Raw genomic sequence first — 15790 nt, forward strand, 5'->3', positions numbered from 1 at the left:
GAGGTGCACATAATGAAACTTGAAATTGAGCTGGTTCCCAAAGAACGTAAGCATACTATAAGCAGATTAATGCAGTTCTACCTATATGATTTCACCAGTTATTTAGAATTTGATGTCAATCAAGACGGGGTATTTCCGGCCTATCCGGGACTAGAAGCTTATTGGAGTAGCGGAAATAATAAATTCGCATATTTGTTTAAGGTGGACGGGCATATTGCTGGTTTTGCTTTGGTGGACAGGTTATTGCGTAATCCTGAAGGCCAGTTTTATATGACTGAGTTTTTTGTGATGCAAAAATACCGCCGAAGTGGTGTAGGTACATGGGCTGCGCATAAGCTCTTTGATATGTACTCTGGGGAATGGAAGGTTTCACAAGTCCGTGCGAATACACCTGCTCGTGATTTCTGGCATAAAGTGATCGGGGACTATACCCATGGAGAGTTTCAAGAGCGCTTTAATCCACAGCAAGGCAACCCCAGCCAATACTTCAACACATTAACTATTAATAGGATTAAGAAATAAAAACCGTTATATTGCTGGTTTCTTTTAGCTATGGAGCTTGCTACTAACGGCAAAGGGATTGAAAAAGGGGCTAAGCGAGTGAGCGCTAGACAGTAGAGAATGACAAAGAGAGCGTCAAGACGGAAGGTCAGGAAATTGTGATTTTTTATAAAACTGGCTAGCTATTAAGAACATATACGAATTGTGATGTAGGGAGCATCTTATGCTCTCTATTGTAGTTAACATAACATTTATTATGTCAACCTATTAAACCATTCACCATAAAAAAGGTCGTTGGTTTATTTTTTGTGTTCAAAATACCCAGTCAGTGAGGGCAATATTGCATATCTTATGATGTACTCAATTACAAAGGAGGAGTCAACAATGGGCGAATTTGCAGGAGGATACGGTGGTTTCACTTCCACAGGAGCTATTCTGGTTCTGTTTATCCTGTTGGTTATCATTACTAAAACCCTCTGTCTGTAATCCTTTAACTTCACAAATTAAAGGTTCCGTCAGTCTAAATGACTGGCGGATTTTTTATGTCCGATATGTACATTGGGGGAGGAGAATACATGTGACTAAGGAGATTGACATAAAATAATTCAAAATATATATTAAACAATGTTCAAATATTAAACGGTGTTCAATCCACAAGGAGACGAATTTATGACTAAAGAACAACGAAAAGTACGTGAGCGTGAAGAAATGAGAAATCTGATCCTGCAAAATGCAGCTTTATTGATTGCCGAAGAGGGAATAGAGAAGCTGTCTATCCGAAAAATCGCTGAGAAAATCGAATATTCACCAGGAATTATTTATCATTATTTTAAAGGCAAAGAAGAGATTATCGAGAACTATTTGCAACAAAAATATACGGATATGCTTTCTGAGCTTCAGTCTGTGCAACAAGAGGTACAGCAGGAATTACCTCCAGATACACTTTTAAAACGATCATTGGAGAAGTTCATCAGGATGTCTCTTTCTATGGGTGTAGAATACCGGAATGTCATGCTAAACGATGCACCGGCTGTTCTTAGTTACACGGCTGTTCTATTTAGAGGAGCTGCACAGGAGCGTAAAGCGATTGGGATGCTCTGCCAGGGTCTGCTCAGATTTGAAGCACAAAAAAACCGTGGAAAAGCTTTCGTAGAACTCACAGCTCAGGTGATATGGAGTGCAGCATTCGGTTTAATTATGCGTTTGCTTGTCGAAAAGGATCTGCCTGATGATCAGGTCGAAGCTCTGATTTCATGTCATTTGGATTCAATGGTTGCTATTGCTTCCAGGTGAAATCTAAATATTTTTATGAAGGGATGGGGCGGTTGTTATAAAACATATAAGGAAAGTCGTAGTGCTGTCGGTGATGATTTCGGTTATTGCAGTGTTTGCAACAGCGGTTGGGTTGTTTTCAGATGGGATAAGTGATAGAACAAAATATACTTTCACGTCAATATGGGGCGAGGATGTAAAGCTTCAGGGGTCAGGAGTGTACAGCCATGATTCTGTCTCTGCGGCGGCACAAGCTAAAGCACAGGATGGAGTTACATTATTTCTTGCCATACCTTTACTGCTCAACTCGCTCATCATGACAATTAAAGGCTCGATAAAGGGGAGGATGCTCCTTACGGGCACTCTGGGGTACTTTTTATATACTTACGCATCCTACAGCTTTCTGACGATGTACAATTCATTGTTTTTAGTTTATGTGCTGTTGTTTTCCTTAAGTTTTTTCGCATTCATCCTAGCCTTATTTTCCTTTGATAAAGAATCCATACATACTTACTTTAAAAACAGTTTACCTTCTAAAGGAATCGGCTTTTCCCTAATGGTTATTGCTTTTATCATTTTATTGCTCTGGTTAGGGAAAATACTGAATTCACTACTGGGGGGAACACCGCCACAAGGGCTAGAGCACTATAGTACATTGGTAATTCAAGTTTTGGATCTTGCGATCTTAGTCCCATTAGCAATTGTAACGGGGATTATGGTCATTCGTAGACAACCTTTTGGGTACCTACTGGCAACTGTCGTTGTTTTTAAAGGAGTTACATTACTGCTAGCAATTACGGCAATGCTGGTGGCAATGATCTATAGCGGTGTGGCTGTGTCTATAGCCGAGTGTGTAATTTTTCCGACGATGACTGTAGCTATTGCTGCTTGTATGGTTATTTTGTTAAAGCATGTACGTGAACCCTTAAGATAATAAGTGACCAGCGCGGCAGGGAGTGATTAGAATGAAGACAATAATTATGTATACCTCGAAATATGGGTGTGCGGAAAAAGCGGCTTATTTATTAAAATCTCAACTGTGCGAAGAAACCGAAGTAGTTAATTTGATGCATGTTAAAGAGCTGACACTAGAACGATATGATACGGTCATCTTGGGAGGATCTATTTATTATGGAAAAATCCAAAAACAAATGACTGATTTTACAACAAAATATCAAAATGAACTAGGGAAAAAACGAGTAGGATTGTTTGTTTGTGCAGGAGCAACAGGTGAACAGGCCTCACAAGAATTGAAATCTGCGTTTCCAGAAGTGTTATATGACCAATCGGTGACGAAAGAAGTTTTTGGAGATGAAATCTATGAAGAGAAGCTAACTTTGCTAGACCGGTTTGTACTGCGGATGGTAAAAGGAAAAAATAAGAACGTAAATGGGTTGTCAAAAGAGACGATCGAGCGTTTTGCTCTTGCTATGAAAAGGTTGTGAAAGTGAGTGGACGATCGAGCTTCTGAACGCACTTCGGATTATAGTTAACATAATTATTATTATGTTAACTATAATTTTGACAATCAAAAAAAGTAGTCCTTCTTGTGAGAAGAGAGTAACTTCCTCGTATTGAGTCTCTGTTCATCGAAACATGAAAAAACCCTACAGAATCGTGCAGATAAAGTCGGGAAGATAAAAACCATCTCTGATAACCTTATAATTAACGAGGGGAGGCAACGTCATGGATACGCTGGTACAACTGAACAAAGCAATAAGCTATATTGAGGAGAACCTAACAAATCCCATTGATTATCAGGAGGTTGTGAAAATAGCCTGCTGTTCGGAATATCATTTTACTCGTATGTTCTCCTTCCTAGCAGGCATTACTCTGTCGGAATACATCCGGCGTCGACGTCTAACTTTGGCAGCACTCGAGCTTTCACAAAGTAATATCAAAATTATCGATGCTGCTCTGAAGTATGGTTATAATTCGCCGGATTCCTTTTCTAGGGCTTTCCATAGCATACATGGGGTTAGTCCTTCGGAAGCTCGGGTCCATGGACATTCCCTTAAGGCGTTCCCTCGGATGTCGTTTCAGCTGACTATCAAAGGAGGAAATGAAATGAATTATCGTATTGAAAAAAAAGAATCTTTTCGCATCGTGGGTATAAAAAAACGGGTTCCAATCATTTTCCAAGGGGTTAATCCGGAGATTGCATCGATGTATGAAGGGTTGACGCCGGAAATGATTGATGAGATGAAGAGATTTTCTGATGTTGAGCCCTCAGGATTTATAAGCGCCTCTACAAATTTCTCTGAAGGACGTATGGAGGAAAAAGGAGAGTTCGATCATTATATTGGCGTTGCCACTACGAAAGACGCATGGAATGGCTTGGATCAGCTGGAAGTGGAGGCCTCTATGTGGGCTGTATTCACAGTCGTCGGCTCTTTTCCGAGTGCGCTACAAGAGATCTGGGGGCGAATATATTCGGAATGGGCTCTGTCATCGGGATATGAGCTAATTAAAGGGCCTGAAATTCTATGGAATGAGCACAAAGATATCACATCGCCAAATTTTAAAAGTGAAATATGGGTGCCTATCACTAAGAAATAAAAGAGTTTGGTTGGACTATTGAAACTGAGCGCTGAATATCCTTTCACAACGAGGCTGCCGCGAAAAACATTCCGGCAGCTTCGTCAAGCTATAGGCAGGATATTTCGAAAATGTTGTAGAAGTACAACCTATCGTGTTAATGACAGAACGGGAAAATCATATTTACTCCGCATTCATGAACCTTTTATAGAGGACATGAAAGGTCTGCAACATACATACAGCGGCATTCTTGGAGAATTGCAAATGCTTGAGAAGCTGGGAAGCTGGAGCACCAACGAAATACAGACTCCCGTAAGAAACAATGAGGGTGAACTTATTACGATCAGTGAATACGAAGGTGAACTGCTAAACTGCTCCGTCCTCACCTGGTTGGATGGAAGAGACATGAATATGAATGATGTTAACAATCTTGAACTGGTAAAAGAACTGGGATCTCAAATAGCAGAACTGCATACTTTTTTTCGGCAGTACGAACATTCAGGTATGGAGATTCGCCCGAGTCAAGGCAAAGCTTATAATGAACGGATGATCCGTGTGATTCATTCGGGTGTGAAAAACAATTTATTTACGCCTTCTGATGCTAATGTCATTGAACAAACGCTGCAATTGATCAACTCCCGGTTAGATGACCATGGCGGAGAGGCTGGCCCGGACCTTATTCATGGGGATTTGTGTATGGGTAATATCATCATCACAACCGAAGGAAAGGTGCGTTTTATCGATTTTGGCTTTTTCGGAAAAGGTTATGCTTTACTTGATGTAGCCATGGGAGCTATGATGCTACCAACCGATCGAAGAGATACTTTCCTAAAGGGTTATTACAGAGAGTGTGAAAATACAGCGAAAGATCTACAGCAGTTGGAAGGTTTAATGTTGGTCGCTATTATTGGGTATTACGTCTTCCAGATAGAGAATGTACATGTTCATGACTGGATGCGTGAAAGAATGCCCAAATTATGCGCTGAGTATTGTCGCCCCTTCCTCAATGGTGAAAGTATATTTTATAAAATATGAAATGGAACGTTCAGGGTTGAACTAACTAGGACTGGTATGTTTGATGAAAATTGATTATAACCGTTTATCACCAAACGTGTTATCAAAAAAATAGTAAAATAATACTGTTAAGCGCGATGGCTGTCGATTAGCATTTATTTCGATTATATTCTAACAAGGAATGAAAGGGGGAATGGTGTTGATTGAACATAGCAATCTTGAAGAATTTCAAGATCCGGTAAATTACGATCTTGAATTTAACGGTGAAATGGACAAATATCAGTTCTATCTTGAGCTTGCCAGATCGAGTCCTGGGGAAGTGTTAGAACTTGCTTGTGGTACAGGCTTAACAACGATCCCCCTCTCGAAAGCCGGTATAACAATGACCGGTGTAGATATCTCTTCAGCGATGATTGCGTATGCGCGGTTGAAGGCGAAAGGGCTGACTGTTACTTTTATGGAAGGTGATGCCCGTACCTTCGAATCGGACAAGCGATTTTCGATGATTTATTTGACTGGTAATGCTTTTCAGGCATTTTTAAGTGATCAAGATCAAAGCGATTTGCTCACGACCGTTCACAAACATTTACAACCTCATGGAATCTTTGCATTTGAGACCCGAAATCCGGAGGGAACGGATTTATCCGATCAAGAGGAGACAGAATGGGGATCATTTATTGATAAGGATGGAAATAACGTCAAGGTATCAGGCACCCAATGTTACGATGCTGGCCAGCATATCATGCATTGGGTCACGATGCGTGATTGGGGGTATAAGCGAACGACCTCCCGAATTGCTTGTCGGTTCACGGATCCGAATACGCTACATTCTTTATTAACTCGTCACGGCTTTTGCGTCGAACATCAATATGCTGACTGGGATAAAACGCCGTTTTCTCTGTCATCTTCATCTATCATTAGTGTTTGTAGGAAATGTTAGGAGAAACGTAATGCATTGCGATAGACCCCCCCTCAGATTGAGGGGGATTTTGTTGTTTCTAAGTTTAGCATCCTTTTCGCATTAAGAATTCAATCGGTCCGCGGGCCATTCGTTTTCTGCTCAGTAAATAAAAAAGAAGTCGACCCTCTCGTTGGTCGGCTTCTAATTGTTCTATTGCGCGGTCAGGATTTGTGGTCCTTCAGCGGTGATGGCGATCGTATGCTCGTATTGGGCGGCGAGCTTGCGGTCCAGCGTCCGGGCGGTCCAGCCGTCCTGATCAATTGTCATGTTGTAGGTGCCTTCAGTGATCATGGGCTCGATCGTGAATACCATGCCTTCCTTGATGCGGGGGCCTTTGCCGGGCTTGCCGACATGCATATAGGTCGGCTCCTCGTGAAGGTCACGACCGATGCCATGAGCGAGAAGGTCGCGCACGACACCGAAGTTGTTCGATTCGGCATGCCGCTGGATTGCGCTCGTCACGTCTCCGAGCCGATTGCCGGGCTGTGCCTGCGCGATGCCGAGGTCAAGGCACTCCTTCGTGATGCGCATCAGCTTCTCAGCCGTCGGTGAGATCTTCCCGACCGCATAGCTCCAGGCTGAATCGCCGAGCCAGCCGTCGAGCTCCGCTACCGTGTCGATCGTCACGATATCGCCTTCCTCAAGTGGCTTATTTGTAGGGAAGCCATGTGCAATTACGTCGTTGACGGAGGCACAGGTCGCATATTGATAGCCATTGTAGCCCTTCGTATAGGGTTTGGCGCCGTGCTTCAAAATAATATCTTCGAATATGCGCTCAATCTCGTTCGTTGTGATGCCCGGTTTGATGAGCGGGGCAATTGTGCGATGGCATTCGGCCACAACCTGGCATGCCTTGCGGATGGCTTCGATTTCATACTTGCTTTTTAAGATAACCATGTTTGTATTAGGACTCCTTTGTAATGGCTTGCATCGCGAGTTGGGCGATTCGATCGACGTCCAGCTCGGAAGTGTTCGCATAGTAGTGCAGACCGCAGCAGCTGACCAACACGGCAAGCATAAGGTCGACGCTGTCGTCTTCGCGCTGGATGATCGATTGGAGTGGAACATACAGTCTTTCCGTGAATCGTCTTTTGGCAGGATGCCGATCCTTCTCTGGCAAGCCTGTAAAATGTTCCGCTGCCATTTTGTAGACGAGATATGCGCGGGCATCAGACTGCCACAACCGGAGTAACGTCTTGCAATACGTTAACAACTGCCTGTCGTCAGGGGTGTCCCGGCTGATGTTCGCCCATTGAGTCAGGGTTTGCTCACATCGCTCGAAGCCGCTGCTCAGCACATCTTCTATTAGTAAATGCCGGTTGGGGTAATAATGGTATACCGTGCCATAACCGAGACCAGCCTCGCGGGCGACGTCGCGAATATCAAAGCTTCCGCCCGTACGGAAGTAGGTGCGCGCGGCGAAGTCCAGGATTTGTTCCCTGCGCTGCATGCGTATGAGCTCATTTTGTTCTTTGGTACGGGGGCACATGGGCGCGTTAACCTCCTTTTTTATAGACCTGCAAATTTGTCAATATAAAGAGTGTAACGTATGAGGCGGAGAAATGCAATTATCTGTTGGCGTTCGATGAAAACAACAAGGACACCATCGTTGCGTCCTTAAAACGAAAGAAGAAGAAGCTCGAAGAAGAAAATAAAAAGTTGCGAGAACAACTTAAGTTTTCCTATGCGGATGTCTATCAAAGGATTCGAGGGAATGAATGTTAACTTATTCACTTACGGGCAGCTTAGTTTAAGATCAGACTCGGTGAACCGTATCATAAATAGGGGCAAGTTTAACCTTTGAAACCAGTGAGCTAGGATCAATTTCGTTTCGAGTTAATGTAAATAATAGCCGTTATTTTAAAATATGCGACAAGAATTGCATTTAAGGAAACATTATTGTATGATTTTGGTGTGTTAAAAATTGGAAAATTTAATCGTCATTGTGTGGACAGTACGGAAACTACTTCAGCAGTTAATTATGGCGTAACCAAAGTTTCTTATACTCATTAACTAAGGAGAAGTAGCCTTGCGTAAGAGAAAATATGTTAGCATAGCCTCAATTACATTGATTGTGATGATGGTCGTTCTATTCTTCAGTATGAAAAATGTTCTTTTCGACGGCTCTTCTAACAAATCAGAGGAACAGGCCGCCACAACAACCCGTGAGATGATTAACGAGACAGAGAAACCAGCTGGCACAATAACGAATAAGGGAACCAATGAAAAGAAGAGCGTAACCGCGATGGAGGCACTGCGCCTTGGGTACTCAGAGGCGAAGAAGCTGACGGAAGAAGAGCCATTACTTATTAACATAACAAGCACGGATGACACTTCTGTTTCCCAGGAACGAACCGATGGTTCGGATGGAACAAGAGATGCTTGGAATCTCGAATTTGGCAGCAAGAAAGGGAATGTTTTTATTTATATCAAGATCGATAATGGAATGGCCATTAAGACTGATGTGAAAAAGCACGATAAGAATTTACTTGTAAAAGGACAGTATGCGATATCTGATATTCAAATTGATTCTTCCGATGCAGTTAAACAAGCTGTTGAGAGACTGGGGATGAAACCAGGAAATCCTGCTATAGCAGATGACTGGATCAAGGGGTATCATTTTACTATCAGCGGGTATAATACTGATCCTAACTCCTCCAAAACACGTCTGCTGCTAAGAGTTATGGGTATCTCACCGAATTCTCCTAATCGTGAGAATGATAGTTTGAGAATGAGCGCTTTCTTTGATGTCAAAACAGGCGAATTGATGAGCGCTACCGAGATGACAGGCTTCGACAAGGAAGGGAATACCATGTGGAAGAATAGTGAGCTTAAATACTGATGACGGCATAAATAAATGAAGAAGGAAGATATTTTCATAAAAATACAACATATTACCAAATAAAGAGTTATTATTGATGGAACTTACCGTGCGTTACTGCTCATGAGCAGACGCATGGTAAGTTTGTTTTTGTGTAAAGGCGTTATTAACTGTCTACTTGGTAAAGGCTATACGCATCACTCAAGTTTATTGAAACTGGAAATATCCATTCTTCCAGGTGATGTATATGCTGTGTATATTCTTTAGTCCCCTGAACGGCGGTTAGGGCAATTGGAACCTAGCGGATCAAAGAAAGAGCATTCTGCAAAGGATGGCCCAAAAACTTACCGTTACAAACAGCGCGGTGAACTGTATCACAAGTTGTGGTAAAGTAGATTGTTGGGTTGAGCTAAGAGCAGCAATGTTAAAAATTGCAGATTGTTGTTTATAGATTGCTAAGTGAGGATTGAAAGGCTGAAAGATTGATGAATAAAGGGATGCAGGCGATTCGCAAAGCAAATAATTTAGTGCGATCCTAATAAAAGATGAGGTATATGTAATGCCAAAAAACGATAATATGCTGGCAATCCTATGGATGCTGAATTCGGGTGTTAAAATGACCGCAAAACAAATATCCGAAAAGTTAGAAATAAATATAAGGACAGTCTATCGGTATATTGATGCGCTAAGTGCCAGTGGAGTGCCTATAATATCGGACACTGGTCATAATGGCGGGTATAGCTTACTGAATAATTTTATCAGAGCACCTCTGCTATTTGATATTGAAGAAAAAAAAGCACTTCTTCATGCTGCTGTTTTTGCAAAAGAAGCGGGATACCCTTTGAGTGAGGCTTTAGGTAATGCGACATCCAAATTGAAAATGTATTCGAATCAGGAACAGGAAAGTGTTCTCAGCCATCATTTAGCCGGATTTGAAGTTATAAACCGTAGGGGAGACCCTTCTATTCAGCCAGTATTGGCGGAATTGGAGCAAGCTGTAGCAAACGAATTCTCTGTAGAAATTGATTATCACACACGCCGTGATGATCAACCCAAGACTAGGGTGATAGATCCCTATGGAATGGTGTACTGGAACAATAAATGGTATATTGTTGCATTTTGCCACCTGAGAAATGAGATCCGCAGCTTTCGGGTAGAACGGATTTTACAAATCAAGCGGACTCAAAACATATTTAAACGTTCCGAAGCTTTTTTGGCTCGGGAATTTTTTTTGCGAAATCTATTACCTGATTTAGTCGGCAAGGACGGGTTAATTGCTTTAATTATCGAAGGTAGGTCAGAGGCGTTGGATGACTTATGCCTGCATTGGTTTTTGGGGCATCATCTGAAAGAGCGTACATCAAATCAAGCAATCTTTTTACTTGAGGAAAAATCAATTCATACCTATGTTCCTAATTTTCTCTTATCCTACGGGAAATCCATTCAAGTAATCGAACCACAGAGTTTGAAGGAAAAACTTGTTGGTGTTGTGTCGGAGTTAATGGAATATTATCAACTTTAAAAACTTCACTGACAGCGGATGTCAGTGAAGTCATTTTATAATGATGATAATCATTGATTACCTGGTTGGTATCACTTGATGAATTGTAAAATAGGGAGAACTTGCAAATGAATAATACGGTATATCTTTATGTGTTTGACACAATGGCAGACTGGGAAATAGGTTACTTAACTGCCGAACTGAACTCGGGAAGATATTATAAAAAGGGGCTGGCCCCATCAAAAATAGTTACCGTGGGAATTGATAAGACTCCAGTAACTACAATGGGCGGATTAAAAATATTACCTGACATCAAATTGGATGATTGCAGTATTGAAAGATCCGATCTATTGATTTTACCCGGTGGAGATACATGGACAGAAACCATTCACCACCCCCTCTTAAAAATCGCTGAAAGGTGTTTAAGGGAAGGTATATGGGTTGCAGCGATTTGTGGTGCTACAATGGGACTTGCCCAGACAGGATTGCTGAATTCACGTGGGCATACAAGCAATGATCTGGAATACCTTAAAATGATCTGTCCCACTTATACAGGAGAAAAGTATTACAAAATGGAGTCTGCTGTAACTGATGGAAAACTGATCACCGCATCTGGAATAGCTCCGTTGGAATTTTCTGCACACATCTTGAAAGCTTTGGATGTGTTTTCTCCAAAAACATTAGACGCTTGGTATAGCCTTTATAAGACTAGTGATTCTAAATATTACTATGAGTTGATGAATTCAATACAATAAAAGATATGAACACCCAACGACTTTACATCTATTACCCCATATATAACAGTGTGTTATATATGGGTAAGGACAAGATGCCGTATGAGTAACAATGCGATTTAAAATATTCGTTCCACAGAAATCCTAACGGAGTACGATAGTTAAGCATAAAGGGTTCCACATATTAGTCATGACTAATATGTGGAACCCTTTATTATATCTGACTTTCCTAAATCTAGATCTTGATAAATTGAAAAATAAAGTTGTAGACTGCACGCTGGCGTTAAGTTGTCTAAGAATACATTTGGATAAAGTGGGAGATATTACTGAAAACTTCTCCAGATGGGCGGTTATTATGAAAAAAATACTGATATCATTTTTGGCGATACTTATTTTTTCCACTGTTACAGTAGAGGCTGCGCCTGAATACGCAAAATGGGGCAAAATTGCAGTAGAGGAAACACAAAAACGATACAATGCAGTCATAATTGATTATAAGCACATTGGTCGTACTGAACTAACACCTAAAAAGTCTGAAGAGAAATTCAAACTATGGATTAGAAGCAAAGCAGGTAACGAGTTTGGAGTTTTTGTATCGATCCAATTTGACCCGCTAACTGATACAATCCAATCGATTCAGTTTTCCGAAACTAATCGTTAGATTTAATAAATCTCGCGATTACGCTAATGGGGCACGATAGCACAATGACAACAGGCTGCCGAGATCATAGGCAGCCTGTTCAGCTAACTTATCCTCTAATTGAACTATCTTAATCCCAAGGATGAAATCCCTCCAAAATGCTGTGAAATAACAGCTTTTTATGAACAAAAACTAAGCATAGCGTACCAAAAAGAACTGAATTTACTACTTTATTCTACAATTTCAACATATGAAAAATTCACAATAGAAAACTCAAAACCTATTCCTCTCCCTAGCTACTATCCACTAATTCTACAAATTCTACACCCATACAAACAAAAACCATGAAAAAGGATATATACACCAACCCTTATGTTTAAACAAGCTTTTTTTCTATTTTTATTGCTAATTCCATAGCTTGTAAGGCATAGTCTAACTCGATTATTGATGTAGAACCCTCCTCTAAGCATTGGAGAGCATGCGTAATACTCTTTTCAAAAGGATTAGCTTGTTCTAACAAAAGTTGCTGTTTACCTGCTGAGGTATATTCAATTAATGATCCTTCAACCGTGCCATTCATGTCGTCACTTTCTTGATAGACTAGCTTTCCTTGTTCAAAATAAGCCTCATACCCTACGGAAAAAGGATAACCAGCTGGCATTTGTGAGGATACAACGATCTCTGCGGAGACATTCGTTTTCTGAAAATGGGTACGCACTAAAGCTTGTTCACTTCGTCCACCATCGGTTCCCCACACAAAGTATTCTGCTAACGATCCAAGCAGCCACGTTACAAAATCAAGTTCGTGAATCATCAGATTTGTGGAGATAGAATGAAGTCCGAGATCCCCCCAGAGAGGAGACGTTTCTCTTTTTAAGGTGAAGGCTAAAAGCTTTCCATATTTCTCATTAGAAGTGGTTTCGTATAAATATTTGTACGCAGGATCAAATTTAATAAATTGGTTCACGAGAATTCGTCTGCCATACAATTGTTCTGCTTCCTTCATCGCAAAGGCATCTTCAATGGTAAAGCATACGGGGGTTTCACAGAATACATGTTTTCCATGCTTAAGCGCCTCAACGGCATATTGCCTATGTAAAGTCACGGGCAGACAGATATCGATCACATCAATCGTGGTATCAAGCATGATATCCTCTATATTTGTGGTAATCTCAACGCCTAACGTTTGTTTTAAATTTTGCAGCTTAGCTTTATTTCTACCATAAACAATAACTTTGTCTACACGCTCATTTTTCGTCAATAATTCTGCATGATAAGCTCCGAACCCTGTTCCTAATACGGCAATTTTCATATGTTTCAGCTCCCTTTTTGTAATGAACTAATCATAACCTGTTATTGTTGACAACATCATGGCAAGAATTTTGAAGTATACTAGATAAAAAAGAAAAGCTCGGAGGTTCTCATGCGCTTGCATCGTTTGATTGCTATTTTATTATTAGTGGAATCGAGAGGGAAAATGAAGGCTAATGAACTAGCTCAAGCCTTGGAGACCTCTGTACGTTCAATCTATAGAGATATTGATGTGCTAGCTGAAGCTGGAATTCCTTTGTTGTCTATGTCGGGGCCCAATGGTGGCATCTCCTTAATGGAGGGATACACAGTTAACCTGAAGCAGTTACATGGTGAAGATGTAATCAATCTATATTTAACAGGTATGGGCATCTATTCTGGGGGCCATTCTGAATCGGGTCTTAAGCTGAAGACGACGCTGTTGAAATTACAAAAAACATTGCCCGCATCCTACCAACCTGACATTCAGAAAGCGCAAAAACGCTTTTTTTTCGATGACACACCTTGGTGGACAGAACGAATAGAAATTCCCTGTCTGGAATCTATTCGGACAGCCGTTTGGCGATCTCAGAAACTACAGATTGCGTACCAAAAGGTTAGCGGAGAAATATCATGCAGGAAATTACAGCCCTATGGTCTTGTGGTGAAAAAAGAGGAATGGTATCTTATAGCCTACTGTGAAGAAGCTAAGCACATCCGCACATTTAAATGTGAGCGAATTGCCTCTACGCAGCTTGTGGAAGAAGAGTACTCTATACCTATGGATTTTTCATTAGAAGAGCACTGGAAGCAGCAGGGACAGGTTTTTAAGCAAGCTTGTAAAGAGGAAGAGGTCTATCCTGTTGTGATTAGAGCCGATAAGAGAACAAGGTCTTCTTTATCTCAGCTAGAGGTCATGGAAATGAGAGAAGAAGGGGATGCATTCATTTTAAAGGTGAATATGTTTGGTTATGAAAGTGCATGTGCTAATATCTGGAGCATAATAGGACATTCCGAAATCATTGAGCCCTTAGAGCTAAGGCAATATGTGAAAGGCCAGTTGAGTTTTCTGCAGGGAATATATGATTAACCGTTTTTTCTATGTAAAAGAGACCGTAGCTATTGCATATTCTGCAAAGATACGGTCCCGATTTTCTGATAAATGAATTAATTCATATAGTTAGTTAACATAATAATGATTATGTAAACTAATATGAGTATGATCCAGTAAATGACGTATTTAATTGGATAAGTTATCCTTTTATTGCTCTAGTTTCAACACCAAGTGTTAATTTCTCTCTGGCAACAAGTCTTTTGTGCGCTACGAGAAGAAAAGGAAGACCAAAAGCTGTTGTTAAAGCCAACGGTACGAAGATCGCAAGGCCATTCTGAGCGCCATAATGGTCTAACAACACCCCGCCGAAGATAGGTGCCATAACACTCCCTAAATTATTAAAGCCAATCGTACCAAAGTACGTCCCTTTCATTTCAGGTTTGGCAATCCGATCGATCAACATATCCATCATCGTAAAGAGTAAGACTTCCCCTATAGTGAACAGAACTACACTGATCATTAATAGAGCCACACCACCTGCAAGCCCCACTAAGAGAAGACTAAGTGCAACGCAGATATTCCCAAGGATTAAAGGGACAATCGGCGGGAATTTACTTGCCGTTCGTACAATGGGATACTGCACTACTAACACGGTTATAGCATTCAGTGACAACATATAGGAGAATAATTGCCCACCATTGGTGAAATGCGTATTCATCGCTAAATATTGAGCCATTGTTGAGCCGAAGTGACCGTATCCTAATACACAAAAGATGGTACCCAGGAGTACAGGTAGGAACACACGGTCTTTACCGGTGATTGTCAAAGCTTCGAGTAAACGTGGTGCTTGAGCTTGTGTACGGGCGGGCATGCTTGAACGATGTGCCTTAAATTGCATGAATAATACAATTCCATATGCAACATATACGATTCCTGCGATTAGAAAAGGAAAAGTTGATTCCGCAGAGCCAAGCTGTAGCCCAATGATTGGACCAAATACTACACCAAGATTAATTGCTGCATATCTAAGATTAAAGACAAGCAGCTTACTCTCGGGTGGTGTAATATCGGACAAAAGTGCCCGTGAAGTAGGCTCGAATACAGATCGACATAAGCCGTTCAAGGTGTTCACCAGGAAAAATACCCATAGATGTTGAGCCACTGAGAATCCGAAGAAGACGGCTGCCCAGCCAAATACCGAGATTAACATGACGATTTTACGACCAACAATATCAGAAATATAACCGCCATAAAAACTGGCCAATACGCCTGCCAGCGAGCTAACCGCGACCGTAATCCCTGTTTGTGTCGGGGAAGCTCCGAGAACTTGGGTTAGATAGATGGATAAGAACGGGATGCTCATCGAGGTCACCAGACGTCCGAACATGGTGCCGATGATAATTGTCCAGGCTAGTGGGTGAATGTGCCTTAGATGCTGATTCATAATGATTACGATCTCCTAGT

General features: G+C 41.3%; 17 protein-coding genes. 13 read left to right on the forward strand and 4 right to left on the reverse strand.

Annotation, left to right across the window (positions count from 1 at the left end; all coding sequences use genetic code 11):
* Positions 1-12: 12 nt before the first annotated feature.
* From MHI15_RS20395 to MHI15_RS20430, 8 genes are all read left to right on the forward strand, one after another.
* Positions 13-522 carry a GNAT family N-acetyltransferase gene (locus tag MHI15_RS20395; protein WP_076190211.1) on the forward strand — a complete coding sequence of 170 codons (510 nt, stop codon included), beginning with the start codon at positions 13-15 and terminating at the stop codon, positions 520-522.
* Positions 523-885: 363 nt separating this feature from the next.
* Complete coding sequence (locus tag MHI15_RS20400) at positions 886-987, forward strand: sporulation protein YjcZ (RefSeq protein WP_197069683.1); 102 nt, start codon at positions 886-888, stop codon at positions 985-987.
* A gap of 183 nt (positions 988-1170) precedes the next feature.
* A complete protein-coding gene (locus MHI15_RS20405) occupies positions 1171-1794 on the forward strand; it encodes a TetR/AcrR family transcriptional regulator (RefSeq protein WP_076190212.1) in 624 nt (207 codons plus the stop codon).
* Positions 1795-1855: 61 nt separating this feature from the next.
* A complete protein-coding gene (locus tag MHI15_RS20410; protein WP_341164772.1) occupies positions 1856-2707 on the forward strand; it encodes a hypothetical protein in 852 nt (283 codons plus the stop codon).
* A 31-nt stretch (positions 2708-2738) separates the two neighbouring features.
* Complete coding sequence (locus tag MHI15_RS20415) at positions 2739-3218, forward strand: flavodoxin domain-containing protein (protein WP_076190213.1); 480 nt, start codon at positions 2739-2741, stop codon at positions 3216-3218.
* A 241-nt stretch (positions 3219-3459) separates the two neighbouring features.
* Entirely contained in the window at positions 3460-4332 is an 873-nt protein-coding gene (locus MHI15_RS20420; RefSeq protein ID WP_076190214.1) for an AraC family transcriptional regulator, read from the forward strand.
* Between the two features lie 99 nt (positions 4333-4431).
* Positions 4432-5346 (forward strand): phosphotransferase enzyme family protein, encoded by a 915-nt coding sequence (locus MHI15_RS20425; protein ID WP_438357258.1) that lies wholly within the window; start codon positions 4432-4434, stop codon positions 5344-5346.
* Between the two features lie 172 nt (positions 5347-5518).
* Positions 5519-6265 (forward strand): class I SAM-dependent DNA methyltransferase, encoded by a 747-nt coding sequence (locus MHI15_RS20430; RefSeq protein WP_076190215.1) that lies wholly within the window; start codon positions 5519-5521, stop codon positions 6263-6265.
* Positions 6266-6436: 171 nt separating this feature from the next.
* Here MHI15_RS20430 and map read toward each other — a convergent pair whose 3' ends face one another.
* Complete coding sequence (gene map, locus MHI15_RS20435; protein WP_076184402.1) at positions 6437-7183, reverse strand: type I methionyl aminopeptidase; 747 nt, start codon at positions 7181-7183, stop codon at positions 6437-6439.
* 7 nt (positions 7184-7190) lie between these two features.
* Positions 7191-7775: a TetR/AcrR family transcriptional regulator gene (locus MHI15_RS20440; protein ID WP_076190216.1), complete on the reverse strand. Its 585-nt coding sequence runs from the start codon at positions 7773-7775 to the stop codon at positions 7191-7193.
* A gap of 540 nt (positions 7776-8315) precedes the next feature.
* Here MHI15_RS20440 and MHI15_RS20445 point away from each other — a divergent pair.
* From MHI15_RS20445 to MHI15_RS20460, 4 genes are all read left to right on the forward strand, one after another.
* Entirely contained in the window at positions 8316-9128 is an 813-nt protein-coding gene (locus tag MHI15_RS20445) for a hypothetical protein (RefSeq protein WP_076190217.1), read from the forward strand.
* 538 nt (positions 9129-9666) lie between these two features.
* The gene (locus MHI15_RS20450) at positions 9667-10629 is read left to right on the forward strand and encodes a helix-turn-helix transcriptional regulator (protein ID WP_076190218.1); all 963 of its coding nucleotides are present in this window, start codon (positions 9667-9669) and stop codon (positions 10627-10629) included.
* 107 nt (positions 10630-10736) lie between these two features.
* Entirely contained in the window at positions 10737-11363 is a 627-nt protein-coding gene (locus MHI15_RS20455; RefSeq protein ID WP_076126738.1) for a type 1 glutamine amidotransferase family protein, read from the forward strand.
* Between the two features lie 169 nt (positions 11364-11532).
* Positions 11533-12003: a DUF3889 domain-containing protein gene (locus MHI15_RS20460; protein ID WP_256715986.1), complete on the forward strand. Its 471-nt coding sequence runs from the start codon at positions 11533-11535 to the stop codon at positions 12001-12003.
* A gap of 355 nt (positions 12004-12358) precedes the next feature.
* Here MHI15_RS20460 and MHI15_RS20465 read toward each other — a convergent pair whose 3' ends face one another.
* On the reverse strand, positions 12359-13294 hold the full coding sequence (locus MHI15_RS20465; protein WP_076190219.1) for a Gfo/Idh/MocA family protein: 936 nt from the start codon (positions 13292-13294) through the stop codon (positions 12359-12361).
* A 111-nt stretch (positions 13295-13405) separates the two neighbouring features.
* Here MHI15_RS20465 and MHI15_RS20470 point away from each other — a divergent pair, with 111 nt between their 5' ends.
* Positions 13406-14362: a helix-turn-helix transcriptional regulator gene (locus MHI15_RS20470; RefSeq protein WP_076190220.1), complete on the forward strand. Its 957-nt coding sequence runs from the start codon at positions 13406-13408 to the stop codon at positions 14360-14362.
* Positions 14363-14525: 163 nt separating this feature from the next.
* Here the strand turns inward: MHI15_RS20470 and MHI15_RS20475 are convergent, their stop codons facing one another.
* Entirely contained in the window at positions 14526-15770 is a 1245-nt protein-coding gene (locus MHI15_RS20475; protein WP_076126732.1) for an MDR family MFS transporter, read from the reverse strand.
* Positions 15771-15790 lie beyond the last annotated feature (20 nt).

This window comes from Paenibacillus sp. FSL H7-0918 (assembly GCF_038007025.1).
Lineage (GTDB): Bacteria > Bacillota > Bacilli > Paenibacillales > Paenibacillaceae > Paenibacillus_AQ > Paenibacillus_AQ odorifer.